The sequence below is a fragment of the Ruegeria sp. AP7 genome (genome assembly GCF_056539905.1).
The window spans coordinates 201,882-226,654 of the sequence record NZ_JBQFVT010000002.1 but is presented as its reverse complement, the minus strand read 5'-3'; the positions used below and the strand labels follow the sequence as shown (position 1 = coordinate 226,654).

The 24,773-nt window shown below is 57.5% G+C and carries 22 protein-coding genes and 1 tRNA gene; 1 reads left to right on the top strand and 22 read right to left on the bottom strand.

Going from position 1 to position 24,773, the window contains the following annotated elements:
- Positions 1–146: 146 nt before the first annotated feature.
- The 17 genes from ACR0KN_RS06010 to ACR0KN_RS05930 all read right to left on the bottom strand — a co-directional run bounded on the left by ACR0KN_RS06010 (position 147) and on the right by ACR0KN_RS05930 (position 15,892).
- On the bottom strand, positions 147–1,790 hold the full coding sequence (locus ACR0KN_RS06010; RefSeq protein WP_480652122.1) for an ATP-binding protein: 1,644 nt from the start codon (positions 1,788–1,790) through the stop codon (positions 147–149).
- 78 nt (positions 1,791–1,868) lie between these two features.
- On the bottom strand, positions 1,869–2,327 hold the full coding sequence (locus ACR0KN_RS06005) for a very short patch repair endonuclease (protein WP_480499527.1): 459 nt from the start codon (positions 2,325–2,327) through the stop codon (positions 1,869–1,871).
- A complete protein-coding gene (gene dcm / locus ACR0KN_RS06000; RefSeq protein WP_480652120.1) occupies positions 2,320–3,546 on the bottom strand; it encodes a DNA (cytosine-5-)-methyltransferase in 1,227 nt (408 codons plus the stop codon). Before dcm ends, ACR0KN_RS06005 begins: the two co-directional genes overlap by 8 nt.
- A gap of 539 nt (positions 3,547–4,085) precedes the next feature.
- Positions 4,086–6,089, bottom strand: a complete 2,004-nt coding sequence (locus ACR0KN_RS05995) for an AAA family ATPase (protein ID WP_480652118.1) — start codon at positions 6,087–6,089, stop codon at positions 4,086–4,088.
- Positions 6,090–6,237: 148 nt separating this feature from the next.
- Positions 6,238–6,546, bottom strand: a complete 309-nt coding sequence (locus ACR0KN_RS05990) for a hypothetical protein (protein ID WP_480652116.1) — start codon at positions 6,544–6,546, stop codon at positions 6,238–6,240.
- The gene (locus tag ACR0KN_RS05985; protein WP_480652417.1) at positions 6,543–6,734 is read right to left on the bottom strand and encodes a helix-turn-helix transcriptional regulator; all 192 of its coding nucleotides are present in this window, start codon (positions 6,732–6,734) and stop codon (positions 6,543–6,545) included. Before ACR0KN_RS05985 ends, ACR0KN_RS05990 begins: the two co-directional genes overlap by 4 nt.
- 175 nt (positions 6,735–6,909) lie before the next feature.
- Positions 6,910–7,665: a hypothetical protein gene (locus tag ACR0KN_RS05980; RefSeq protein ID WP_480652114.1), complete on the bottom strand. Its 756-nt coding sequence runs from the start codon at positions 7,663–7,665 to the stop codon at positions 6,910–6,912.
- A 1-nt stretch (position 7,666) separates the two neighbouring features.
- Complete coding sequence (locus ACR0KN_RS05975) at positions 7,667–8,866, bottom strand: tyrosine-type recombinase/integrase (protein WP_480652112.1); 1,200 nt, start codon at positions 8,864–8,866, stop codon at positions 7,667–7,669.
- Positions 8,867–9,031: 165 nt separating this feature from the next.
- Positions 9,032–9,106 (bottom strand) — tRNA-Phe (locus tag ACR0KN_RS05970).
- Between the two features lie 79 nt (positions 9,107–9,185).
- Positions 9,186–9,368, bottom strand: a complete 183-nt coding sequence (locus tag ACR0KN_RS05965) for a DNA gyrase inhibitor YacG (protein ID WP_480652110.1) — start codon at positions 9,366–9,368, stop codon at positions 9,186–9,188.
- Positions 9,365–10,387 carry a ribonuclease E/G gene (locus ACR0KN_RS05960; protein WP_480652108.1) on the bottom strand — a complete coding sequence of 341 codons (1,023 nt, stop codon included), beginning with the start codon at positions 10,385–10,387 and terminating at the stop codon, positions 9,365–9,367. Before ACR0KN_RS05960 ends, ACR0KN_RS05965 begins: the two co-directional genes overlap by 4 nt.
- On the bottom strand, positions 10,384–10,962 hold the full coding sequence (locus ACR0KN_RS05955; RefSeq protein ID WP_480652106.1) for a Maf family protein: 579 nt from the start codon (positions 10,960–10,962) through the stop codon (positions 10,384–10,386). The genes ACR0KN_RS05960 and ACR0KN_RS05955 overlap by 4 nt, the downstream gene beginning before the upstream one ends.
- Before the next feature lie 10 nt (positions 10,963–10,972).
- Positions 10,973–11,191, bottom strand: a complete 219-nt coding sequence (gene infA, locus ACR0KN_RS05950) for a translation initiation factor IF-1 (protein WP_005978431.1) — start codon at positions 11,189–11,191, stop codon at positions 10,973–10,975.
- Positions 11,192–11,281: 90 nt separating this feature from the next.
- Positions 11,282–12,157: a carbon-nitrogen hydrolase family protein gene (locus ACR0KN_RS05945; RefSeq protein ID WP_480652104.1), complete on the bottom strand. Its 876-nt coding sequence runs from the start codon at positions 12,155–12,157 to the stop codon at positions 11,282–11,284.
- A gap of 292 nt (positions 12,158–12,449) precedes the next feature.
- Entirely contained in the window at positions 12,450–12,794 is a 345-nt protein-coding gene (locus tag ACR0KN_RS05940) for a DUF427 domain-containing protein (protein ID WP_170542909.1), read from the bottom strand.
- Positions 12,795–12,857: 63 nt separating this feature from the next.
- Positions 12,858–14,648 carry an aminopeptidase P family protein gene (locus ACR0KN_RS05935; RefSeq protein WP_480652102.1) on the bottom strand — a complete coding sequence of 597 codons (1,791 nt, stop codon included), beginning with the start codon at positions 14,646–14,648 and terminating at the stop codon, positions 12,858–12,860.
- 71 nt (positions 14,649–14,719) lie between these two features.
- On the bottom strand, positions 14,720–15,892 hold the full coding sequence (locus tag ACR0KN_RS05930; RefSeq protein WP_480652100.1) for an alpha/beta hydrolase: 1,173 nt from the start codon (positions 15,890–15,892) through the stop codon (positions 14,720–14,722).
- Positions 15,893–16,031: 139 nt separating this feature from the next.
- On the opposite strand from ACR0KN_RS05930, the gene ACR0KN_RS05925 reads away from it, so the two are divergent.
- Positions 16,032–16,193 (top strand): hypothetical protein, encoded by a 162-nt coding sequence (locus tag ACR0KN_RS05925; protein ID WP_480652098.1) that lies wholly within the window; start codon positions 16,032–16,034, stop codon positions 16,191–16,193.
- On the opposite strand, the gene cobT is transcribed toward ACR0KN_RS05925, so the two are convergent.
- From cobT to ACR0KN_RS05900, 5 genes are all read right to left on the bottom strand, one after another.
- Entirely contained in the window at positions 16,190–18,067 is a 1,878-nt protein-coding gene (gene cobT, locus ACR0KN_RS05920; RefSeq protein WP_480652096.1) for a cobaltochelatase subunit CobT, read from the bottom strand. The two genes, ACR0KN_RS05925 and cobT, sit on opposite strands and share 4 nt — an antisense overlap.
- On the bottom strand, positions 18,064–18,765 hold the full coding sequence (locus tag ACR0KN_RS05915) for an aspartate/glutamate racemase family protein (RefSeq protein WP_480652094.1): 702 nt from the start codon (positions 18,763–18,765) through the stop codon (positions 18,064–18,066). Before ACR0KN_RS05915 ends, cobT begins: the two co-directional genes overlap by 4 nt.
- 13 nt (positions 18,766–18,778) lie before the next feature.
- Complete coding sequence (cobS, locus tag ACR0KN_RS05910) at positions 18,779–19,765, bottom strand: cobaltochelatase subunit CobS (RefSeq protein WP_010437533.1); 987 nt, start codon at positions 19,763–19,765, stop codon at positions 18,779–18,781.
- Between the two features lie 145 nt (positions 19,766–19,910).
- A complete protein-coding gene (locus ACR0KN_RS05905; RefSeq protein WP_480652092.1) occupies positions 19,911–23,258 on the bottom strand; it encodes an error-prone DNA polymerase in 3,348 nt (1,115 codons plus the stop codon).
- Positions 23,255–24,730, bottom strand: a complete 1,476-nt coding sequence (locus ACR0KN_RS05900) for a Y-family DNA polymerase (RefSeq protein ID WP_480652090.1) — start codon at positions 24,728–24,730, stop codon at positions 23,255–23,257. Before ACR0KN_RS05900 ends, ACR0KN_RS05905 begins: the two co-directional genes overlap by 4 nt.
- Positions 24,731–24,773: the final 43 nt, after the last annotated feature.

The following is a 24,773-nucleotide window of genomic DNA, read 5'->3' as shown; positions in this document are numbered from 1 at the left end:
CCAATGACACAACTGGCCCATTACGCCGACCCAGGTCCGCAAACCAGATCTGAAGAGATGTCTGAAGTCCTGACTTGTCGGACTTTAGGCTGATTTCAGCACCGGTCCCGACGGCCAGTGTTCTTCGGACGAGTTCTGCCTTGTCGTTAAACATCTAGTTCTGATTGCGCGTCGCCCAATTCGTGATCCGCCGGCAATGACACTTCTCTTAGTAACCGCTTCAGATTAAGTGCAACTTCTTCGCGAAAGTCTTCGAAAACAGCTTCGAGCTCTGGGTTTTTGTGATCCAGCTCAGCCGTGGCCAGAGCCCACAACAGCAAGTCCATACCTTCAACGGAGTAGCCGGAGTCTTTAGCCCTGAGATAAATCTTCTGATAAAAGTCGTGGAACTTATTGATCCTGACCGAGACGACGTGGTCTTTGTCCGTTGAACTTCTCAGTGCCGGCTCCCACAACCCGCCAGAGTGCATATCCTCTACTGCTTCAATGTAGACGCTCTCCGCGTTTACATCGTTCTGAACCGGAGCTTTCAACTTGATTGTCGGACCAAACGTGTTGGATACGACTGCGGTACCGCCTTCGACGTTTGCAGAAACCACTGATGGTTTTTTAACATTAGGGGTTTTCTGAACACTCTTGTTTGAACTGGAGTGGTCGATCCCGCGTTTTGCAGTAGCCGCCTTTGAAATCCTGCGGTTTCTGGCATCGGCTTCTCTTCTGACCGGAGTGATCAGTGATTTGACCCGTGTCTCAAGAGCAGGATCAAGCAAAATACGAGACTTTTTCACATCTACTCTGAACGCTTCATCGAGCTCATGGGAGAAGTCGAGCTCTACCCGAAGCAAAGACATGTGTGGCTCCATCGCGCTCCAGCCATGAATTCCAAGCCACCCGCCGGTTTGTATCAGCCGGTTTTCTCTGAAGACGTAAAAACCCTGACCCTTGTTAGAATGCCGGATTTTTCTTTTTTGCTCGTCGGTGCAATCGCTGCTGTGGGGTAGAATCCAGGCTTTCAGTATTGCTGTTTCAACGGAGCCATCTTCCAGAATGCACTCCAGTTTTTGCTGCTTTGGCCCAAGAACCTGCTCTGACCCTTCAGGATAAAACGGGTTCCATCCTTCGAGGTTGTCACCATTTACAAAGATCGACACATTCGGAACCGTTGCATCGTCAGGATCCAGAAAACGATGGTGAACCAGCGACAGATGAGAAGCGAGATTTTCTGTTACACGCTTCACCGCGGCCTTCTCTTTCGCTCCCCCCGGTTCTTCGTAGTTTCTTTGCAGCAGTCGATCGCAATTCGACCAAATCACCAGCGTACCAGTATCGCCGCAATATTCTTCAAATGCTTCATGCTCTTCCGCGGTAATGTCTTCCTTTAACATATCCCAGGAGTTCACTTCAGAAACATGGAGAAGATCCCAGGTCAGCTTCGCCAGCTCGTCTGCAGGACTACGCCTCGATATAACTGTAAACCGCAAGCAGACCGAGCTTGATGCTGTCTTCAGACCCAGCCCGAACTTTCCGAGGCTGGCGAGGTTCGGTCGTGCTTTCGCACCATAACGCATAGCATCATAAAGCTCTTCGAAGTTCATACCATCGCCATCATCCCCGAAGTAAACGAACTTCCTGCCTTCAGGAGTGAGCACCACTTCGATGTTAATGTTCGAAGCGTGCGCTGCGATCGAGTTATCCACGATGTCGGCCGCAGCGGTATTGAAATCATAGCCCGTGTCTCGCAGGCCGTGTATCAGGCGAGGAGCATCAGGTGGGTTTGTCAGATCTATCATCTGTTATTCTAACCTTGCGGAAATAATTGACAATTCGAAGCTACAACTATGAAGGGTATACCCGCAATCGGATCAGCGTCATGTTTCCTCTCCGCTGATGCTTAACATTTCTTTCTCCGATTGCAGCCATTGAACCAGACGATCCATTGTTTCCTCCAGGGGCAGTCGCCGTTTTCCTTTAACCGCACATTCCCAGACCAGCGCAATGCGCCACCCAGCCTCACCTAGTGCTGAATACGTTTTGCGATCTCGCTCCATATTCCCAGAGATTTTTTTTCTCCAGAACTCTTCCCGAGTCCCAGGCCACTTGAAAAGGTTGCATCCATGCCCATGCCAAAAACACCCGTTCACAAAGATGACCGCGCGATGTTTGCGTAAAGTCAGGTCAGGCTTTCCGGAAAGGCTTTTGTTATGCAGCCGGAAACGGAAGCCGCGTGCATGAAGTGCACGGCGGATTATCATTTCCGGTTTTGTATCTGACCCACGTATCGCCGCCATGTTCCGGCTACGGGTTTTGATGTCATGAATATCAACCAACTTGGATAGCCACTTCCGCCCTATAATTTGTCAAACTCAGGATATGTGGCCTCATAAGGCGCGCAACATCTGAGAATACCGGCACAGCCACAGAGTTTCCGAACTGCTTGTAGGCCTGAGTGTCTGATACCGGAATCCGAAAGTCTTCGTCGTATCCCATCAGGCGGGCACATTCCCGCGGCGTCAGGCGCCTCGGATTCCGACCCTTCCCTCGATTGACAAGTATCTCTGAGCCATCCTTGTAGTAGCGAGCGGATAGGGTCCGGGATATGCTGTCTCCCTGCACCAAACCAAACCCAAACCCGTTACCTTTTGCGCGGTGCTTAGCCGCATAATTTTGCAAGTACTGCCAAAGCTTGTCGCTCAGGGTATATTTATCGCTGACGACAGCATTGGAACCCACCGTGTAGTGGCGCTCCGGTACCTCCAGCCCATTCTCCGGATGAAGAATGTCCCCCATTACAAAACGACCCCGTCTTGGCAGATCGATATCATCAAACGAGAATGGCACGTCTTCCCTGAACCCGACCATTACGATCCGCTCGCGATGCTGGGGCACATAGTGTGCCGCATCAATTACCCGTGTCTGAAGCTTGTACCCAAGCTCATCCTCTAACTTGCGCTTGATCACCTCAAACGTCCGGCCCCGATCGTGGCTTCTGAGATTCTTGACGTTTTCCAACAGGAAAGCTGCCGGGCGGTGCGCCATCAGGATTCTTAGAACGTCGAAGAATAACGTGCCCTGTGTCTCGTCATCAAAGCCGTGTCGCCGGCCAAGCGCATTCTTCTTTGAAACACCTGCAATTGAAAAAGGCTGACAGGGGAAACCCGCAACCAGGACGTCATGCTCAGGGATTGCTGCTGCATCCACCTCCCGGATATCGCCCGCGATCGGCCGGTTGTCGGGAAAGTTCGCAAGATAGGTCTGTTGGGCGAATTTATCCCATTCGGAGGTAAACACACATCGCCCACCTGCGCCCTCCATAGCTTTGCGCAAGCCACCAATCCCTGCAAACAGATCGATAAAGGTGAAGCCACCTTTGTTTTTCGGTGGGCTCCGTCGATCGACTTCCAACTCCAGCAAACGAACGACACCGTCCCTGGGTTTTTCTTCACCTCTGACCCAGCGATAAATGTGGCTCTCAGAATAGTCGAGGTGTTCTGCTGCCTGGGGTACCGAATAGCCCGCCTTCCTGAGAAGGATCTCAAAGTCCGTCATCTCTGCTCGCTTCGCTGGGAATTTTTCTGTCATTATGGCTGGGAGCTACCCTAGCCGCAAGAACATTATGAGCACATTTGGTGGATTTCTCGTTATCGCACACCTGATCCAGGCTTTTGCCACCAATTGCCTGTGCTTTGCGACAGCACATTTCTATTGCCGTCGTATGCGAACTTCCCGTCAGAAATAGCACGCTAAAGCAATTCAGAACAGGTCCGGGACGTTACCTACACGGACATCTTATACTGCTGTCAGGCGACACCAGGGAGATGTCAGCGAAACACCTGCAAACGGGTGTCTCTTAGGCCAGAAGAAAAACTCTCAAAAGCCGAGCTCCGCGCTGACCGCGGTGAGCGTAACACGACCGAAGGGACCCGTTTTTTGAGCGATAACTCCGTCGTTAACCTGTTCTGTGGGTGCCCCGCAGACCTGACAACAGGGACACCCCTAAAAGGGGGGTGTCCTGTCTGTCCGTCATGCGAGGGGCCGGCTAACTGCAGACAGACAGGACAATCGGCAGACTTTGTCTTTCTGTCCGCTCAGTCTCCTCCACTATCCTGATCCTCTTCGATGTCATCCCAATCATCGTTTTCCAGTATACGTGGAACGAACATCAAACCGTTCTCGACAGCAATCCTCCCTTTCTTCACAAGCCCTGAAAGAGCCCTGGATACCGCCTTTTGTCTGCTGGCGCGGTTCTCACTGCCTGATACGGTCAAACCATCCGTAGCGGCCTTTCGCCAGTCAGTTATGTTCAGCTCAACCCCGTCCGACATTTCCATGTAAATCGTGAAAGCCGCTGCCTCAGCGGAGGTGAGTATCGGATTGTCCTCTGGATCCCCCGGGCTGCAGGGCAGACAGATCGGTGCATCCACGGGTTCGCGGTCTATGTCGTAGCCAAGGTGACGAGAACCGATTCTGAACACAAAGTCGAGGTCAGGTGATCCGTTTCGGTTCTTCCGGATTTTGCCCCGCACAATTCCGTTCCGGTCGGCAGACCTGACCATTATTGAAAAGTCCAGGGCTCCGTTAAATACAGAGTGCCCCCTGGGTGTATTGCCCTCAGCTTTGGTTCCGTGATGGACAAAGATGACCGCCGTCCCGGTTTGTGCCAGGCGTTTTCCAATCTGCACAACGCGGTTCATACCTGCCGCGTCATTTTCCTCCAGTCCGGGCATCGCCATGGCAAGTGTGTCGATCACAATAAGGGAAGGCCGGGCCAATCTGACCTGTTTCATCAGAACCTCCAGGTCAGGGCTGCCCTTTCCCTCCACCTGACCTTTGGAAAACAGATCTCCGCAACCCTGAACCAGTAGGAAACGATCTGTTACGCCAAGATCACCACAGAGAGCCGCGACGCGTCCGGCCATACCATCTTCATCCTCGCAAGCGATGTAAAACACCTGCCCCTGCTTAGTTCGCAAACCAAAGACATCCTCACCACGAGCAACAGCGTAGCCAAGCCGCGGAGCAAACAGAGACTTGCCGGCCCCTGGCTCGCCAAAAATGCATCCTATCTGCCCGGGTGCGATCAACATCTTGATAACGTAGTCACGGATGGGCAGATCAGCACACTGGTCAGGGGTGAGAAACGTCAGCCCGCCGGTATCAGCTGATTTGGAAGCCTCCTCACCAAGCAGGAAGTCGATGCCTGGCAACTCTTCCGGGTCGTCATCAAAATCGTTTGGCGAAACTGCCAGCCAGCCAAAGTTTCTCGCTTCTGCAAACAGCGTATCAGCAGTCACAGCAGGAGCATCGGCTTTTCCGAAACTACGCCACTTCCTTGCTACTTCCTTACAGTCGTAGCCGGTGTAGTCAGCACTCCAGGCCTGTACGAGACTGAGCCCGGGCCTGGATCCGGCCGTCGCATGATGAACTGCCATCAGAATTCTTACCCACTGAGCATACGGCAAGTCATTCGGGATCCTGAAGAGCGCTTCCGCAAGCTCCGCCAGCTTATAATGATAATGAATGGACTCACTGTTCTGAGGGCTGCTGACAGACCGTTTGAGCGCCTGCGGGAAGGCGGTCAGGAGCAGCTGAGCAACTCTTGGGTCACCTTTTTCCACCGTATAAGAACCGATTTTGCTGACTGCGCCCGGAGCTATGACATAGCCCCCCTCTCCTCGGACATCTATACCGGCGCTGCTCGTCGAGTTTCGGATATCATCCGCGTTTTCGAAATAGAGATGCTTACCGCCGCCGGCGGTCCGAACAACCATTGCTGCGTCTTCGACATCAAGACCAAGATCCAGATATGCTGCGACTCCGTCTTTGTGCTCCCGCACGTCGAGGTCGACGACGGCTACTCCATTGACTGATCCGGTCGGCAGTCCGGGAAGTGCATCAGGCCATTTTGCCCACCAGGCCTCAATCTGCCGCACATCAGAAGTGGCAACCTGTTTCCATTTCACGCCGTATTTCGGCGCCTTATTGTTAGGGTTGCACGGGAATATTTTGTATCCGGACTCAGCAAGCTGTAACGCAGCTTTTTCATTGGCGGATCGTGTTCGGCCTGCAGAACTAACTGTGGATCCCTGCATTTGTCTTTCCTGTCTAATTCTCCGGACATAAACGCGAACCGCAATCGGGTGGCCGAATTCGACCGCCACCATTGTCCAAAAGCACAATTTGAAGAAAAAGCACCGAGAGGCCGAAGCAAGTCGGCCCCGGCCTTTCTATGCCAACGTCTCAGTTTCGAAAACCACCGAACATCTTGCCCCAAAACCCTTCGGGTGGTGGGTCATACCGGACAGAACAGTACCAACTACGCTTTCCTTCAAATTCGTGAACAAGATTTGAGAGCAAGGCTCGCTGAGGGCCAATAATTCTCGAGAGCTGCTTCTTTTTTTCGATTTCCAGTCGCGCGAACAGGTCCGCACTCCGCTCATCTGCGCCGTTGCCGGTCAATTCTACTATCCTCGCCCAGCGAAGGTCTTCGAGGGTATTGAAATACAGTTTTTCCATATCATCGGGATGCATCGGGACTATGCGGCTCATTTCTTGTGCCCCTGCCCGATAGCGTTCCTTGCACAATGTTCCACGAATGCACCCAACCAAGACTCTGGCAACGCGGCCGCACGTTCACTGAGTTTTATAAACGGCGGAAACCGCCCTTCGGAAATCATCTGATAAATCTGGCTCCGGGAAAGCCCAACGCGCGACACAACCTCCTGTGGGCGAAGCATTTTACCGCTTGGCGCAACGTTGCTCCAGGGCTGCTTAGTGTCGGGGGAACTGATCTGCATTATTTGTCTCCTGTCGTTCAGGACCGGGGCACTCCGGTCAGCTGTGGAGATCATTCTGCAGGAACGTGCGAACTAAAAAAAATCACCGGGATCAAAGGTTTTGGAAATTTGGTGTTTATTGACAGCCTTGCCAAAGCAGGGACTCATAGAACTTTGAGTTCTCCTCCCACAGATTCAACTCGCTGGTGCCTGAGACTTTGTTTTTTAGCCAGCTGTTTATCTTGTTGCGGAGTGCTTCCTCGGAATGAAACTGCCACTCTTCCATGTCCAATCCTTCAATCTCAGAGACAAAGAACAGGGTCCCCGCATTCCTCGACAGTTTTACTTCGTATATGATTTCTCTCACAAACACGAAGGCTGCACCGGGCAGCGTGTTAGAATCCCGATTGAACGTCGCCGTAGGTTTTTCCCGAAACAAAGCCGCATACAGACCAAGTATCTCCGGATAAAAACTCGCCTCCCACCACTGACGCGGAAGTCGTCCTGTTGCATCTTCTACACGTTCATGCCTTGCAATCGTCTCTTCGAGTTGCTGTCTGAGTTCGTAATCAGCGGTGTTGTACTCAAAGCCGAGCTTGTTGCACCTGTCGATTACATCGAAGTACCTGAGTGCAGCCGCAGCGTCCGCAACGAATTTACTCTCATCCAGCCCTAATGCTTGTCTGAATTGCCCCTGCAGAGAAATTGCTATGGTTTCGTTTAGGGCCTGACGCGCCCATCCTAGGACATTCGGGTCAAACCAAGCGGGGGAAACTTCTCTTGGCGATCGGCGACGATTCCTGACGACTTGACAGGTCTTTTCCAGAATGCGCTCAAAAGCCTCGCCTGTGATCCAGTTATCGGCCGTAATCAGATCTGCAATCAGAACCACGTCACTGCCCCTCTGCATCAGTTCGAAGCTGATCGAGTTTTTGAGCCCACCAATCCGCCATCCGTATACGCTCTTCCCAGTGTTCTCCCCGAACATAGGCGCGGCGCACGTCGTTGCCCTCAACATGGGCCAGAGCGCGTTCAACCGCGTCTGCAGCCCAAAGACCGCTCTCGTTTGCGAAGGTGCTGAACGTTGCTCTGAACCCATGTGCGGTTATCTGATCGGACGAGTACCCCATCCGTCGGAGTGCAGCGTTCAGAGTGTTTTCCGACATGGGTTTCTTCCAGGAACGCGCGGAGGGAAAAAGATAATCACTTGTTCCCGTATGCCGGTGCAACTCTTTCAGCTGATCCAGCGCCTGCTGCGGCAACGGAACACGGTGTGGGCGGCGCATTTTCATTCGTTCCGCCGGGACACGCCATGTCGCCTCCTGACACTCAAATTCATCCCATGTCGCCAGTCTGAGCTCTCCGGGGCGCGGGGCCAGAAGGGCAAGCAGATGCAGCGCATGTTTTGTCGCAGGCTGACCCGAGAAAGCATCGATCCTGTTCAGAAGCAGGCCAAGTTCTTTCGGATCAAGTATCGCTGATCTGGAACGCACCTGCGGACGGATAAGCGCGCCTTTAAGTGCCTCTGTCGGATCCTTATGCGCGCGCCCGGTCGCAATTGCATAGCGGAACACTGACCCGATCGTGCTCCTGAGCCGGCTGGTTGTTTCATAGGTTCCTTTGCTCTCAACCTGCCGCAGCAGGCGCAGAACATCCGGGGTCTCTATCTGCGCAACGGGGCGTTCTGAAAGCATCGGCTCAGTCTGACTGATGAGCCAGTTCAGCTTCTTCAGAGTAGCAGGCGCCCGCCCTTCTTTTTCGAGCTTTGAAACATACTCCCGGGCCACGACGCCAAAGGTCACTGCACGTTCCCGTTCGGCCTCAATCCGTGCCAGTTTCCGCTCCTCTCCCGGGTCTTTATCTTCCAGCAAAAGCAACTTCGCCGCATCGCGTTTTTCGCGTGCAAGTTTGAGGCTGACGAGCGGGTAAGGACCCAGAGAAAGGAGCTTTTCTCTACCCCCAAACCGGTACTTGAGCCGCCAGAGCCTGGACCCGCCGGGATTGATCAGCAGGTGCAGACCACCCCCATCGAATATTTTGTAAGGTTTTTCGCGGCTTGCGGTGTTTCGGATGGCTGTATCGGTCAACGGCATGGGAACAGGAATCGAATTAATGTGGTTTTGAAAATACCCCCGGAAATACCCCCAGATCGTCTGGCTGCCCCCGGAATCACCTGAACGACGCTGGACTCAGAATGCAGCAAAATCATGGCGTTACCGAAAATATCGGACAGTGCTGGATGCTGCTGAAAGTATAAATGGTGCCCGGGGGCGGAATCGAACCACCGACACGAGGATTTTCAATCCACTGCTCTACCCCTGAGCTACCCGGGCACGGGAATGGCGTTTGCCATTGGGTGGAGGCCTTCTATGACTTGCCACAGGCAGTGTCCAGAGGCTTTTTGACATTTTTTCAATGCGGGCGGGGCGTGGGGCTTTCGGTTGGTTCCGAAGTCGACTCGGCGTCTTCTTCACGTTGTGATGGCACCGCATAGGAGCCGTTCAGCCACTTTGCCAAATCGATATCCGCGCAGCGTTTCGAGCAGAATGGGCGAAAGGCTTGCAGCGTGTTTTCTCCGCAGATCGGGCAGCTCATTTCAGGATCTCCGTCAATGGGATACGACCACGTTTGCGCTGAAGTTCGAAATGGCCCAGCGGTGTCCAACCGGCCAAGATCGTCTCATCTGGATCAGATTTGAACGCCGACCGTAAGGCAGATTCGAAACCTCTTCGGTCTTTCTTGGGCATCGGTGCCAGGTCCAGGGTGATTTGACCTCCCAATCCGCGCACGCGCAGGGCGCGCGGCAGGGTTTTGGCGCAGGCGAAGTTGGCCTTGGTCCCAGCGGCCAGAGACGTGTCGGCGCCGGTGTTTACATCAACCGCAACCAGGGCGCGGGTCGGTTGGATATAGAGGTGTCCCCCACCGGGCAGCGCTTCGGAAATACCCTGTGCGGTGTCAAGCGCGTCCAGCACGCCGTGGTCTTCGAAACCACCAGATGCGGTCACGACCTCAGCCGGATCCGTCCAATCGCGCCAGGCCAGGATATGTGGGCCATCGCCCTCACTGAGCAATTCGGGTTCTGTGCCTGAGTCACTTAGCACCTGCTCGGCCAGCGCAAGCATGGCCGAGATATCCTCGGCGATCTCTTCGGCCTCGGCTCCTTGGCAGCAGGAGCGTAAGATCAGGCCATGCGGGCAGTCGCCCATCTGTTCATGAGCAATTTCGAGCAGTTGGTCGCGCACATCTTCATCCCGAATACGGCGCGAGATGTTCAGGCCGGGCGCGTCGGGCGTCACGATTGCATAGCGGCTTTTGAACAGGATGCGGTTCGTGACGGGGATGGCTTTGCCGGGCTCGGCATATCCAGTCACCTGCACCAAAAGCAGTGCGCTGGGGGGCAACCCTTTGACTTGTCTCAGAAACGCGGGGCCATCGGGAGTGGTCAGAAACATTCCACCCTGACCTTTGACCGGGCGATCCGCACGGGCGCGGTAGATTGTGCCGGGTGCCGGGGCATCTGCGGCGATAAGGAAATCGTCGAGGATGCCATCTACCATCAGGGCTGCAGCTTCGTGTCCCTGAATGTGATCCAGAATGATGGTACGGCCCTTCATGATGCCTCGCGATATAGGGGATAGCCCATGCCCTGCAGCAGTGCGGCAGTTTCGGACAAAGGCAGGCCGACGATACCGGTGAACGAGCCTGAAATCCATGGGATGAAAGCACCAGCAGGGCCCTGAATTGCATAGGCTCCGGCCTTGCCCTGCCAGTCATCCGTCGCAAGATAGGCATTGATTTCGGTATCTGACAGCCGCTTCACCTTGACCTGAGAAACCACGTCGCGCTGGAGAATTTTGTCGCCGCGCCGCACCGCGACCGAGGTGATCACCCGATGGCGTCGGCCGGACAGTGCGTGCAGAAATTCGGCAGCCTGTCCTGCATCTTCGGGTTTGCCAAGAATACGGCGGCCCAGTGCGACCGTTGTGTCGGCGCATAGGGTGATATCATCACTATCTGCCTGGACGGCCTGAACTTTTTGCCGTGTGATGCGGCCGCAATAGGGGGCTGGCAGCTCGCCTTTCAGCGGCGTTTCATCGATATCCGGCGCACGGATCGCATCGGGCTGAACGCCAAGCTGCGCCAGCAGGTCCAGCCGCCTTGGGCTGCCCGATCCGAGGATAAACGCCATGTGCTAGGCGTTACTTGAAGCGATAATTGATCCGACCCTTGGTCAGATCATAAGGGGTCATCTCGACCTGAACTTTGTCGCCGGCCAGAACACGGATGCGGTTCTTGCGCATCTTGCCTGCCGTATGTGCGATGATCTCATGGCCGTTTTCCAGCTCGACCCGAAACGTCGCATTAGGCAGGAGTTCCTTCACGACACCGGGAAATTCGAGCGTATCTTCCTTGGCCATGTTGTCTCCATCATTACGTTGCACCTGCAGAATCTGCAGTTCGTGCGCTTAAATGAGCCTATTCCGGCCTTATTTCAAGGGCGAAGTCACCTAAAGAGGTGATATTGTGACTGAATCGACTCGGGCATCTTGCTCGGCCCAATGTGTGCGGTTCAACACACGACCGTCCGCACGGACGTTTGCGATTGCGGACAGGTCGACCTCGGCATAGGTCCAGCCGGCTGTATTCAGAGTGCCTTCGGCAAGCACACCCGTCGGCGGGAACCCGATATCGGGCGGGCCAAACACGCCGCCCATACCGGTATTCATGTCTACCGCTTCAGACCATTCATTGCCGCCAACCAATGATGACATTACCGTAACGCATTGATTCTCAAGAGCGCGGGACATGGCGCCAATCCGCACGCGCCAATAACCGGACAGGGCTTCGGTACAGGATGGAACGAGGATCAGATCGGCCTCGCTCAGCGCGCGACCCAAGAGCGGGAACTCACTGTCATAGCAGATGAGAACGCCGATTTTACCCAATGCGGTATCGAACAGTTTCAACGGACCACCTGGGGCGATGTCCCAGACCTCGCGCTCAAACCGTGTCATGATCTGCTTGTCCTGATGGTCGCGGCGACCATCAGGAGCGTAGAGGACTGCGCGGTTCACTGGACGGCCTGATCCGTCGATCACCGGGGCTGACGCACCCAGAATGTATGCATTGTACGTCGTCGCCAAGCGGGAATGTATGTCTTGTACATCTTCCATCCGGTCGGAAACGGCGTGAATAGAACGTTCAAGATCACCTGCCACCTTGGGGCCATCGAGTGTCGACAACTCCATCGCACCATACTCGGGGAACACGAGAATATTGGAACCATGACTTACGGCTTCGGAAACCCACGCCTCAACTTTGTCTTCATATTGCGCCCAACTGTCGAGCCAATTCAGGTTGTAAGCAGCAGTTGCGATTTTCATTCATTTTTCCCGTTTTGCAGCGTGTCGGATCTCTGGGCCGCAAATTACGCCGGACCAATACAAGCATTATGTTGCTCGTTACGGATCATCAAATCTCGGGAGCCTCGAGGCCAGACCCGGATCGAAGCATTCCCTACTAGATCGTAGAACCGGCCGCCAACATCCCACGAGCTGGATTATCGATACTCTGGCTATCTTCGAGTAGGCCCGATCTTGGCACCAAGATGGAGTGGACAGTCAGCTTTGGTGGGCATCGAACACATCAATTGTAAAGTAAAGGCAAATTTTGAACCTAAATTCGTTCAACTTTGACCGAGTCTTCGGGATAAAACGCCAGATGGTTCTTAATTTCGGCGATGGTATCGAGTGGGTTCTCATAGCTCCACGCCGCGTTTTTAGTGACTGATGATTTGTTCACGATCGAGAAATGCGTGGCCTCCCCTTTGCCTTCGCATTGGGTCACTTTGTCGGTGCGATCCAGAAAAGCCATAGCGATATCCGTGCGCGGGAAATAGATGACAGGGTCTTTATCACCCTCAAGCAATTCCAGCGCAGCTGTGGTTTCACCTAGAATTGCGCCGCCTGAACGCACGCTCCATTTACCCGGCGCTTTGCGAATTGTGATGGTGTCTGTCATTCCTGTTCCTTCCCTTGCCGGTTCGGGGCTTCTCCTCTGCCCAATCTATGTAACATGCCGGTGTCAAACCGGCGCAGTTGCGGCATCCAACCACAGTTGAGCGTCGTCGCCCAGCCTTGGTCGGATTTTTTCCACCACATCGAAGTGATAGGCGTTTAGCCAAGTACGTTCCTCTCGTGTCAGCATATCTATTACAATCAAACGCCTGTCGATTGGGACATAAGTCAGCGTACGCCAGTTCAGCATGGCGCGTTCGTCGTCACCACCGGGCAGGGCGGGGGCCTCCTCCACGACGACGAGATTTTCCAGACGGATACCAAAGGTGCCCTCGCGATAATATCCCGGCTCGTTCGACAGGATCATTCCCGGCTCAAGCGGGACGTGGCTGACCCGTGACAGGCGCTGAGGACCTTCGTGCACACTGAGATAGGTACCGACCCCATGCCCGACCCCGTGGTTGAAATCCTGCCCGGCCAGCCACAGAGGCAGCCGTGCGACGCATTCGATATCACGCCCGGCCAGACCAACAGGCCAGCGCAGCATCGACATGGCGATCATGCCTTTGAGGACGCGGGTGAAGCATGCTTTTTCCTCATCCCCCACATCACCGATCGCAATCGTGCGGGTGATATCGGTGGTGCCGTCCAGATATTGCCCACCGCTGTCCAGCACCAGCAGGTGACCGTTTTCCAACCGACTGTCTGTTTCTTCAGTCACCCGGTAATGCATGATGGCGCCGTTTGGTCCAGTGCCCGCGATGGTGTCGAATGAGATATCCTGCAGCGCGTTGTCCCGACGGCGGCTCTCTTCCAGCTTTGTCACCACTTCTGTCTCGGTCAGGCTGCCCGGGGTCTGCGCGTCCAGCCAGCATAGCAGTTCCACCACCGCTGCAGCATCGCGTAGATGCGCCTCGGCGGTGCCAGCGATTTCGGCTGGATTCTTGCGGGCTTTGGGCAAGGCGCAGGGATCGCCGCCGTCTACCAAACGGTCCCCCAACGTATCCGCCACGATTTGCGGAACCGTATTTGGATCAACCTGCACCTTGCCTTCTAGCGCCTCGACTGCCGTCAGGAATGTGTCGGGCTCGTGCTGGGTAACCTTGTTGCCCAAATGATCCTTTATCTCGGCCAGCTTGCCAGCGGCCATGAACAGATCAACCCGGCCATCGCCGTGCAGGATGGCGAATCCATGAGCCACCGGATTATACGCGATGTCCGAGCCGCGAATGTTCAGCAGCCACATGATCGAATCCGGCAGAGTGATCACTGCAGCCGCGCGATCCGCTGTTCTTAGCTCATCGGCGAGGCGATGGATCTTGCTCTCGGCGCTTTCGCCGGCAAATTCAATCGGATGCACCCTAACCGGATTCATCGGAGGAGCAGGCTGATCCGCCCAAACACGGTCCACAAGATTGTCGCAGCGCACCAGTTCGATCCCGCTGCCTTCAAGATCTTTCTGTGCTGCAGAAATCTGCCCTGCCGCGTGGAGCCACGGATCAAATCCCACCTTGCCGCCATCTGGCAGTTGCTCTTTCAACCACGTGCTCATGCTGACATCCGGCCACGGGACTGGTGTGTAATCTTCGGCGACCTGCGCCTTTACCTGTGTGCGATAGCGTCCATCGATGAAAACCCCGGCAGTATCCGCGAGTGCCGCGCAGAACCCCGCAGACCCTGTGAATCCGGTGAGCCAGGACAGACGTTCATCCCGAGGGGCCACATATTCCCCTTGATGGGCGTCTGCGCGGGGGACCAGAAAACCTTGCAAACCTTCGCGCGCCAATTCTTCACGCAGGGCGGCCAGTCGCGGGGGGCCTTGTTCCGGGCGGGCGGTCACTTCGAAACTTTGGAACATGGGCGGCCTCTTCGGGTGGATTTGGATGCGGTGAAACCTGAGGGCTGCGCCAAAGAATGTCCAGCGCCAGATCAGCTATCCGAGGGCGCTCCAAGAAATTCGATGAGACTTTGCATGTAGATCTCGTAGGCGGGGTTTCCGGGCAGCGGAATCTGATTGGCGGTTTCAAGGATCACGAGCGAGGCGTTTGTAATGCCTGCAGCCAGATTTCGTGCCTCAGTCAGAGGGTGAACTTCGGTGTGGCGTCCGTGCAGGATCAGGGTTGGGCAAGTGATCTCGGATAGCAAATGCAGGGCGGATGTGCTGTTTCCGATGTCTCGATACAAAAGCTTTTGCTCACGCGAATAAAGCGCCTGCATCTCTTGCACCATGTGCCGAACATCATCGAGCGGACCGTCGGGAAAGTAACTGAGCGTTGAGCCCATTGCGTATCCGCCGCCCGGTGTTTGCCAACCTTCTGCAATGAGTGTTCGGATCGAATCAGGTTGTTTCGTATCACCCCGGTGGTCTCGCCCTTCGGCCCAGCCGCCAGCGATCACCAGCTTATCAACTCGATCCGGATGCCGCGCTGCGAAATGCAGGGCTGGGAAGGTTCCCCCAAACTCGCCGATGATCGAGAAACGCTCGAACCCGGCGGCATTGGTCACGGCCAGAATTTCCTGGATCCTGAGGTCAAAGACGGCTTGATGGTCCGAGTTGGAGCTTACTCCGTGATCCTTGTTGTAGCGCAGCAGGCGGAATTGCTTGGCCATATCCATCAACCGGGTGCGTTCAGAAGACAAGCGCCATTCGGCTTCCAGATCATGAATGACCGAGCCGATGCGAAGAACGGGGTGACCACTGCCCGATAGCGAATAGGGGATTGGCCGGCCATCGCTGCCTTGGGCATAACGCAGTTTCTGGGTCGGGCTGTTCTCGTCCGAGTTTGAACCAGCGTCGCTTTTGACCACGGCTGTCATCTGCAATCCGCGTCGAACGATTGTTCGGATGATCCGTTGTGACTTGCCATCATCACCAACGGCGCGACGGGCTGCCGCAATGCGTGCACTGATCGTTGAATCCGAGACAAACCGGCCGTTCCAGACCCGATCGATGATCTCTTCTCGGACAACCAGTTTACCGGGGCTTTCAGCCAGCAATTCCAGCAGATCAAAGACCTGCGGTTCGACCCGCACGGCCTCGCCGCCCCGCAGCAATACGTGGCGGTCCACATCAAGAACACAGTCTGCAAACTCATATCGCATGGGCTGAATACACTCTGTTTCGGCGCAGGCCTCAAGTTTCAATGATTATCCCAAGGAATTCTCGGGGGTTTCTCAGGATCGCCTTCAAGCGGGCGCGCGGCATAGTGACCACATTGGAAGCAACAGACAGGAGATCAAGATGATGCTTCCCTTCGATACCGTGTTATTGCACCACCCGGCTGCCCGCCATCGGCCAAGCCTATCCCGCCCGCGCGCTGAACCCTCGGGCAGGGCAATATCCATGCCCAATTGGCTGGTAAATCTGGTGCTTCGCCTGACGGCGCAGGAGCGGCGGGCTTAGCTGGCCCGCTTCATCCCCATGACACGCGCCCGTGCGCGGGGATCGCTGTCGAAGAGCGCTGCCAATTGCTCGGTCATGGCTCCGGCCAGTTGTTCTACATCGGTGATGGTCACGGCGCGGTCGTAATACCGCGTCACGTCGTGGCCGATGCCGATGGCCAGCAATTCGACCATCTTGCGTTTTTCGACCATGGCGATCACGTCGCGCAGGTGCTTTTCAAGATAGTTCGCCGGGTTCACGCTGAGCGTGGAATCATCGACCGGAGCGCCGTCCGAGATGACCATCAGGATCTTGCGGGCCTCGCGCCGCGCCAGCATCCGGCGATGGGCCCATTCCAGAGCTTCACCGTCGATGTTTTCCTTGAGCAGGCCTTCTTTCATCATCAGCCCCAGATTGGGCCGCGCACGCCGCCATGGGGCATCGGCACCTTTGTAGATGATGTGGCGCAGATCGTTCAGTCGCCCCGGTTGCTGTGGGCGGCCATCGTTCAGCCATGCCTCACGCGCCTGGCCGCCTTTCCACGCACGGGTGGTGAAGCCTAGAATTTCAACCTTCACGTTGCAACGCTCCAGCGTCCGCGCCAGAACATCGGCGCAGATGGCGGCGATCGAGATTGGACGCCCGCGCATCGAGCCCGAATTGTCCAGCAGCAGCGTCACCACGGTATCGCGGAACTCGGTATCTTTTTCGACTTTGAAGCTCAGCGGAGTGGTCGGGTTGGCCACGACACGCGCCAGACGTCCGGCATCCAGAATGCCTTCCTCGCGGTCGAACTCCCAAGACCGGTTCTGCTGTGCCTGCAAGCGGCGTTGCAACTTGTTGGCTAGACGGCTTACCGCGCCCTTCAGCGGTTCCAGTTGCTGGTCCAGATAGGCGCGCAACCGTTCCAGTTCGGCTGGTTCTGCCAAATCTTCAGCCGCGATTTCTTCATCATGGGTGTTCAGATAGACCTTGTAGTCCGGATCCGCCTCGGACGCAGGCGGCGGGGCAGGGGGCTCCAAAGGGGCCTCGCCTTCGGGCATTTCAGCCTCGTCACCCATCTCATCTTCGGCCATCTCGTCCATCGAGACCTGGGCCTGAGACTGATCTTGCTGTTCTTCCTGAGTTTGCTCAGGCGTCGCGTCGGCGTCCTGTTCGTCCTGATCGTCCTGACCGGTGCTATCGGGATCGGGCTGTTCTTCGGCGTCTTCTTCGGCCTGATCTTCCTGTTCGTCGTCCAGTTCGTCCGGGTCATCGCCCAACTGGTCGCCATAGCCCAGATCCTTGATCATCTGCCGGGCGAACTTGGCAAATTCAGCCTGATCCGAGAGCACCTCATCAAGGTTCTCCAGTACGCCGCCGGCCTGTTCCTCGATAAATCCGCGCCACAGGTTCATGACATTCTCAGCCGCAGGCGGCATGTCGCGCCCGGTGGCCAGATGTCGGATCAGATAACCTGCCGCCACCGCCAGAGGTGCGTCCGCAGGCTGCTTGCATTGGTCATAGCCACGCCGGATCGCCTCATGCCCGATCTTGACGTCGATATTTGACGCGGTTCCGGGCATGTCCCGTGCGCCCATCGCCTCGCAGCGGGCCGTTTCCATCGCCTCATAAAGATCCCGCGCCATATCTCCTGGAGGCGCGTAGCGCGCGTGCGTCGCGTCGTCATGGTACTTGCGCTGCAGGGCCAGAGCATCTGCCGTGCCGCGCGCCAACAACACCTCTTCGCGCGTCATCCGGCGTGAGACCTGCGGCAGCCGCATGGACTCGCCCGACAGACCTGAGGGGTCGACCGTATAGCTTACCGAAAGCTCAGGGTCATCGGCCATGACCTTGGTGGCTTCGGCCAGCGCCTTTTTAAAAGGATCAGCAGGGTTGTCGTTTGGTTTACTCATCTGTCCGCCCCTGCTTCTTCAAGCGTCATTTCATCACTCGCCAGACGCGCCAGCATATCCACATGCACATCCAGCGCATCAACAACTCTATAGCCGGGATCTCGCCCGTCAAAGGCGAGGTTCAGATCTGTCCCGGCCAAAACGATGGCATCGGCATTCAAATCATCCACCATACGGCGACCTGCGTCCAGAAACAGCGCGCGATCCTGATTGGAGCAAACCCCGGCGACCGCCATGTCCTGATAGGTTTGTCCCAACACTTCGATCTCATCTTCCAACGCAACCGCCCGGGTCTGCCCAAGCTGACCATAAATTTTGGTCTGCATCACAACACGCGTTCCCAGCAACCCAACAGTGCCAAACCCCTGTGAGGCGAAATACGCATCCAGAGGCTTTACGGCCGAAACAAGGGATAACGAAGACAATGGCACGGTCTCATCATAGCAGAAATGCCCACCCAGCGACGTGATTGCGGCGCAATCCGCACCTGCCGCCTTCAGGCGATCAATGAGCTCTGCGTAGACCTGCGCCTGTGCATCCCGTTCGCCCGCCAGATTGTTGCGGATCAATTCCTGCACATCCGCATGCACGATGGTCAGTTCCATCGGCTTTCCACGCGCCGCCATCGCCGCACTCAGGCGCTGATAATAAACCACCGTTGCAGCAACACCGATCCCGCCAATCAATCCGATATGCATGGCGGCCCCCCTGTCACCCCAGGCTGGCGCTCGCCGCGCTTTCCGGCAGTTCCTCATCAAAACAACGCTGATAGAACTCAGCTACGGTCTGGCGTTCCAGTTCGTCGCATTTGTTCAGGAAGGACAGGCGGAAGGCATAGCCGATGTTGCGGAAAATCTCGGCGTTTTGCGCCCAGTTGATCACGGTCCGGGGGCTCATGACGGTGGACAGATCGCCGTTCATGAAGGCAGTCCGGGTCAGGTCGGCGACGGTGACCATCTGGCTGACGGTCTTGCGGCCTTCGGCAGTGTTGTAATGGGGGGCTTTGGACAGCACGATCATGGTCTCGGCATCGTGGCTGAGGTAGTTCAGTGTCGAAACCAGCGACCAGCGGTCCATCTGCGCCTGGTTGATCTGTTGCGTGCCATGATAGAGGCCGGTGGTGTCGCCCAGACCCACGGTGTTTGCAGTCGCAAACAGGCGGAAGTTCGGGTTCGGCGTGATGATTTCGTTCTGGTCCAGCAGAGTCAGCTTGCCGTCATGCTCCAGAACGCGTTGGATCACGAACATCACATCCGCACGGCCCGCATCGTATTCGTCGAACACGATGGCAACCGGGTTGCGCAGCGCCCAGGGCAGGATGCCTTCGTGGAACTCGGTGACCTGCTTGCCGTCGCGCAGCTTGATCGCATCCTTACCGATCAGGTCGATCCGGCTGATGTGGCTGTCGAGGTTCACACGCACGGCGGGCCAGTTCAGACGGGCTGCGACCTGTTCGATATGGGTCGATTTCCCGGTGCCGTGATAGCCCTGAATCATCACCCGGCGGTTATGGGTAAAGCCGGCAAGAATCGCCAATGTGGTTTCGGGGTCGAACTTGTAGGTCGGGTCGATGACCGGCACGCGGTCGCTGCGCTCGGCAAAGCCTTTGACTGCCATATCGCTGTCAATGCCAAACACCTCGCGAACCGAAATGTCCTCGGTGGGTTTTGCGTTGATGTCGATTGATCCGTCAGCCATGCGCCTTGTCCTTATCCTTTGGCCCGTTCACCGGGTTTGAACCCGTGTGTGGTGCAACATATTACGGGCAAGGGCAAGGGAAAGAGGCGGTCGGATCACGTTAGCCGGATGTTTCTTTGAAACTGGCCTTATGGCGGTGCGGGTTCTAGTGAAAATCCCGGCTTGGAAACAGCCGTTTGGCCTGTTCACGCGGATGGCGGGCGCTTGGGCCGTTCTGCCGGGGGCGCGGGGTGTCATCAGCTTGCGGTTGGGTGATGCCGATGGCTTCGTCTAGAGGATGCCCAAGCTCGGACAGTTTGTGCGACATATCGGTGATCTCTTGCGCGATCAGATGCACGACGATCCCCTCGCGCTGCAGATACCCGCGGACCTGCAACAGGCGCCCTCCCATCACGATGCGGCGAAACCGTTCATAGACCTTGGGCCAGACAACCACATTGCTGACGCCGGTTTCATCCTCAAGCGTCAGAAAGATCACGCCCGAGGCGGTTCCCGGCCGTTGGCGTGTGATCACCAGCCCGCACACGCTGTAGCGGCCCAGCGGGATGTCCTGCAGCGTGGCATGGGGCACAAGGCCGGGGATGGACGGGCGCAACAGCTCCATCGGGTGTGAACGTAGGGTCAGGCGAGTCGAGACATAGTCTTCGACCACTTCCTCGCCCAGATGCATGACCGGCAGGTTCACCGGTGGCTCGTTGATGCTTTCGCCATCGATGGGGTCATTGAACAGCGGCAGAGCGGTTCGGCTGCGGATGGCTTTGACATGCCACAGGGCGTCGCGCCGGGTCAGGTCCATGCCGGAGAACGCATCCGCCTCGGCCAGACGCGTCAGAACATCGGGGCGCAGCCCGGCCCGCAACCACAGCGTTTCGGGGTCCGGATACCCATTACCCCGCGCGGCCACGATCCAATCCGCATCCTCCTGCTTGAACCCTTTGATCTGGCGAAAACCTAGCCGCAGGGCCAGCGCCCCGTCGGCGCGGCGTTCCAGCAGATTGTCCCAGGTCGAGGTGTTAACGCAGACCGGGCGGATCTCAACCCCGTGCTCGCGCGCGTCTCGCACGATCTGGGCGGGGGCATAAAACCCCATGGGCTGCGAGTTCAGCAACGCACAGGCAAAGATCGCCGGGTGGTGGCATTTCATCCAGGCCGAGACATAGGCCAGCATGGCAAAAGCCGCCGCGTGGCTTTCGGGAAAGCCGTAATCGGCAAAGCCTTCAATCTGGCCAAAGCAGCGGTCGGCGACCTCGGGCGTATAGCCATTGTTCAGCATCCCCGCGATGAACTTGTCACGATATGTGCCAATCGTCCCCATGCGCCGGAACGAGGCCAAGGAGCGGCGCAGATGGTCAGCCTCTTCCGCCGAAAAACCTGCGCCTACCACGGCGATTTGCAGGGCCTGTTCCTGAAACAGCGGCACGCCCAGCGTGCGCCGCGTCACCTCTTCCAAAGCGGGGCCGAAGGGTTCGGATTTTTCCAGCCCGTTGCGTCGCCGGATATAGGGTTGCACCATATCGCCCTGAATGGGGCCGGGGCGGACGATAGCAACCTCGATCACCAGATCGTAGAATTCACGCGGTCGCATCCGGGGCAGGAAATTCATCTGTGCCCGGCTTTCAACCTGAAACACGCCCACCGCATCAGCGGCACACAGCATGTCATAGGTCGCCGTGTCCTCTTGCGGGACGGTGGCGATGCTGAGGGTTTCGCTGTTGTGCTGTTGCATCAGGTCAAACGCCTTGCGGATGCAACTGAGCATCCCCAGCCCCAATATATCCACCTTCAGAATGCCAAGCGCATCGATGTCGTCCTTGTCCCACTCGATCACGGTGCGGTCTTCCATCGCGGCGTTTTCGATCGGGCAGAGCTCATCCAGCCGCCCTTTGGTGATGACGAACCCGCCCACATGTTGCGACAGGTGGCGCGGGAAGCCGATTATCTCGCCAATCAGGCGAACCGTCTGCATCAGGCGTCGGTCCTTGAGGTCGAGGCCCAGTTCCTGCAGCCGCTCGGCATCAACGCCGCCATTGCTCATCCCCCAGATCTGGCCGGACAGGCCTGCGGTGACGTCCTGAGACAGGCCCATCACCTTGCCCACCTCGCGGATTGCCGCGCGGGATCGGAAATGGATGACCGTGGCACAGAGGCCCGCGCGGTGGCGGCCATATTTCTCGTAAATCCACTGGATCACCTCTTCGCGCCGCTCGTGTTCGAAATCCACGTCGATATCCGGCGGCTCGCCCCGGTATTTCGAGACAAAACGCTCGAACACCATGGCGATCATGTCGGGGCTGACATCGGTGATGCCCAGCAGATAACACAGGATCGAATTGGCGGCTGATCCACGCCCCTGGCACAGAATGCCCTGCGAGCGGGCGAATTGCACAATGTCATGCACGGTCAGGAAATAGGCCGGGAAATCCAGATCGGCGACCAGGGCCAGTTCCTTTTTCATCAGGCTGATGGCCCTCTCAGACGGCCCATCGGGATAGCGCCGTTTCAACCCCTCGCGCGCCAGACGTTCCAGCCGCGCCAGAGGGGTTTCAGTGCTGGCGATCTCGTCTGGGTATTCGTAAGACAGCTCGCTCAGGTCAAAGCTGCAGCGGTCGGCGATTTCCAACGTGCGGCGCAGCGCGCCGGGGTGATCCTGAAACAGCCGGGCCATATCCGCATAGCCTTTCAGCCGCCGTTCGGCATTGGGCAGGGCGCGGGTGCCGATCTGGTCAATCGTGATGTGCTCGCGCATACAGGTCAGCACATCGGCCAATTGGCGACGGTTGCCACGGTGCATCAGCACATCGCCCACCGCCACCATCGGGGCCGAGGCCCGCAGAGCTGCCTGCGCACAGGCCGCCAGATAGGCCCGATCACTGCCGTCATAACGGGGCACGGCCCCCAGAAAGACCGAATTGGGGAACTGCCGCCGGACGGTCTGAATATCGGGGATGGCCTGTTTCAACCCGGCCTGAGGCAGCGCGATCAGGATCATCCCCTGACAGGCCGCCAGCATGTCTTTCAGGTCCAGATGGCATTCCCCTTTCTCGGCCCGTCGTTTGCCCAGCGTCAGCAGCCGGGTCAGTCGCTGATAGGCTGCGCGGTCGCGGGGCAGGGCCAGCCAGTGCACCGCGCTGTCGCGCAGAACCAGACGGCAGCCAACGATCAGCTTAGGCAGGGCGGGCACATCCGGTTTATCGATCGGCTGCACATGCCCGACCTCTTGCCGGGACGAGGAATCGAGCCGGTGTTGCGAGCGGATTTGAACCGCGCCTTCCGCCTCGCGCCGCAGTTCTTTCAACGCGCTCCAGCCCCGGACCACCCCGGCCAAGGAGTTCTGGTCGGTGATCGCGATGGCCTTCAGGCCCAGCTCTGCCGCGCGGGTCACCAGCTCTTCGGGGTGCGAGGCTCCGGTCAGGAAGGTGAAATTTGTGGTCACGCCCAGCTCGGCATAGCCGGGGTCCTGCGCGTGTGAGCTGGGCGGGTTCGGTTTGCTCATGCGAATTCCCCATGCACGAACCATCCCGGATTTTGCGGCGTGTAATACAGCCACAACCGCCGCCCCTGCCGGGTTTCGACCTGCCAGTAATCGCGCAAGCCCGTGCGCCAGTTCTCATCTTCCAGCCACCATTCGGGGCAGATGCGTTCGGGGCCGGTTGAGCGGCCTGTGGTCAGTGACATGCGCCGCCAGCGAAAGCGGCGCGGCGGGTGCGGGCCTGATCCGGCGATGGGTTCCGGCGGAAACAGTTGCAGGGGGCGGGGGCGTATTGCGACCCACCCGCCTGCAGGGTCGGAATAGGCGGCGGGCGAGATGATAAAGCTGCGTTCGGGGATATGGCTTTGCGCGGGCAGCAGGCGGTGGACCTGCTCCAACCCGATGCGGGTGCCGATGCGGGTGATCAGGTCGTCCAACTGATCTTTGTCCCGGCTTGCGGCGCGGCTGATCTGGCGCACGGGCAGGGGTTCCACCAGCGTGGCCTCGAGCCGCAGCTGATCGACGCCAAAGCCTGCATCCACCTCGGCCAGCCCGCGTTCGAACAGGGGCAGGATGCGGTACGGGTCACGCAGAGGGCGAGCCAGGCGCAGCTCGACCTGCTGGTGGTCCTGATCCACCCGGCGCAAGGTCATGCACAGCTTGCGCGCGCCCATTTCCTGCGCTTTCAGCTTGTCGCAGAGCCGTTCCAGCAGCCGTTCCGCCCCGGCCATCATGTCGGACAGCAGCCCAATGGGCTCGGGCAGAGTCATGCGCACGCCGTAATGGGGCGGATTGGCCAGCGGTGTGATCTGTTCGGGTTGGTCCCCCAGTGCCTGATCCAGACGCATCAGCACCTCGGGGCCAAACCGGCGCGTCAATGGCGCGCGCGGGGTTTGCGCCAGCTCGCCAATCCGGCGCAGTCCCAGCCGTTGCAGCGCGACCGAGGTATCCTCATCCAGCCGCAGCGCTGCCACCGGCAAGGTGCGGATCGCTTTCAGCGTATCCTGGGTCGCGACCCCTTCGCCGTAATGCGCCAGGGCCCAGGCCGCGCCGCGTGTTGGGGCCAGACCGATCTGAACCGCCAGCCCGGCCCGGGCCAGACGCCTGCGCATATCGGTCAGCATCATCTCTTCCCCGCCCGCAAGATGAGCCGATCCTGTGATGTCCAGAACCAGCCCATCCTCACCCTCGAGCCCGACCCAAGGGCAATAGCGGGTGGCCCAGCGGCGCAGGGCGTGCAGAAACCGTTGATCCCCTTGCGGGTCGGCAGGATGGCTTTGCAGATCGGGGCAAAAGGCGCGGGCATCGGAATAGGGCATGCCGCTGTGCAGGCCTTGCCGCTGGGCCTGCACATTCAGGCAATACACCCGGTTTGCATTATTCTGTTTCAGCGTCAGAACAAACGGGCCATCCACCGGGCGCAGGCGCAAAGCCCGGTCGCTTGCCAGCCGGGGAAACCAGAGTGAAACGATGCGGCGCTGCATCCCGCCGAACATATAAAACCCCCAAATGTTCTATATTTGTTCTTATATGTTCTAG

Bases quoted from the DNA above. Each gene is read 5' to 3' on its own strand.
- ACR0KN_RS05990 (WP_480652116.1), bottom strand. From the start codon at position 6,546: ATGAGCCGCATAGTCCCGATGCATCCCGATGATATGGAAAAACTGTAT.
- ACR0KN_RS05945 (WP_480652104.1), bottom strand. From the start codon at position 12,157: ATGAAAATCGCAACTGCTGCTTACAACCTGAATTGGCTCGACAGTTGG.
- ACR0KN_RS05955 (WP_480652106.1), bottom strand. From the start codon at position 10,962: ATGGCGTTTATCCTCGGATCGGGCAGCCCAAGGCGGCTGGACCTGCTG.
- ACR0KN_RS05935 (WP_480652102.1), bottom strand. From the start codon at position 14,648: ATGTTCCAAAGTTTCGAAGTGACCGCCCGCCCGGAACAAGGCCCCCCG.
- ACR0KN_RS05985 (WP_480652417.1), bottom strand. From the start codon at position 6,734: ATGCTTCGCCCACAGGAGGTTGTGTCGCGCGTTGGGCTTTCCCGGAGC.
- cobT (WP_480652096.1), bottom strand. From the start codon at position 18,067: ATGAGTAAACCAAACGACAACCCTGCTGATCCTTTTAAAAAGGCGCTG.
- ACR0KN_RS05905 (WP_480652092.1), bottom strand. From the start codon at position 23,258: ATGAGCAAACCGAACCCGCCCAGCTCACACGCGCAGGACCCCGGCTAT.
- ACR0KN_RS05975 (WP_480652112.1), bottom strand. From the start codon at position 8,866: ATGCCGTTGACCGATACAGCCATCCGAAACACCGCAAGCCGCGAAAAA.
- ACR0KN_RS05900 (WP_480652090.1), bottom strand. From the start codon at position 24,730: ATGTTCGGCGGGATGCAGCGCCGCATCGTTTCACTCTGGTTTCCCCGG.
- ACR0KN_RS05960 (WP_480652108.1), bottom strand. From the start codon at position 10,387: ATGAAGGGCCGTACCATCATTCTGGATCACATTCAGGGACACGAAGCT.
- ACR0KN_RS05930 (WP_480652100.1), bottom strand. From the start codon at position 15,892: ATGCGATATGAGTTTGCAGACTGTGTTCTTGATGTGGACCGCCACGTA.
- ACR0KN_RS05940 (WP_170542909.1), bottom strand. From the start codon at position 12,794: ATGACAGACACCATCACAATTCGCAAAGCGCCGGGTAAATGGAGCGTG.
- ACR0KN_RS06010 (WP_480652122.1), bottom strand. From the start codon at position 1,790: ATGATAGATCTGACAAACCCACCTGATGCTCCTCGCCTGATACACGGC.
- ACR0KN_RS05915 (WP_480652094.1), bottom strand. From the start codon at position 18,765: ATGCATATCGGATTGATTGGCGGGATCGGTGTTGCTGCAACGGTGGTT.
- infA (WP_005978431.1), bottom strand. From the start codon at position 11,191: ATGGCCAAGGAAGATACGCTCGAATTTCCCGGTGTCGTGAAGGAACTC.
- dcm (WP_480652120.1), bottom strand. From the start codon at position 3,546: ATGACGGACTTTGAGATCCTTCTCAGGAAGGCGGGCTATTCGGTACCC.
- ACR0KN_RS05925 (WP_480652098.1), top strand. From the start codon at position 16,032: ATGATGCTTCCCTTCGATACCGTGTTATTGCACCACCCGGCTGCCCGC.
- ACR0KN_RS05995 (WP_480652118.1), bottom strand. From the start codon at position 6,089: ATGCAGGGATCCACAGTTAGTTCTGCAGGCCGAACACGATCCGCCAAT.
- cobS (WP_010437533.1), bottom strand. From the start codon at position 19,765: ATGGCTGACGGATCAATCGACATCAACGCAAAACCCACCGAGGACATT.
- ACR0KN_RS05965 (WP_480652110.1), bottom strand. From the start codon at position 9,368: ATGAGCTGCCCGATCTGCGGAGAAAACACGCTGCAAGCCTTTCGCCCA.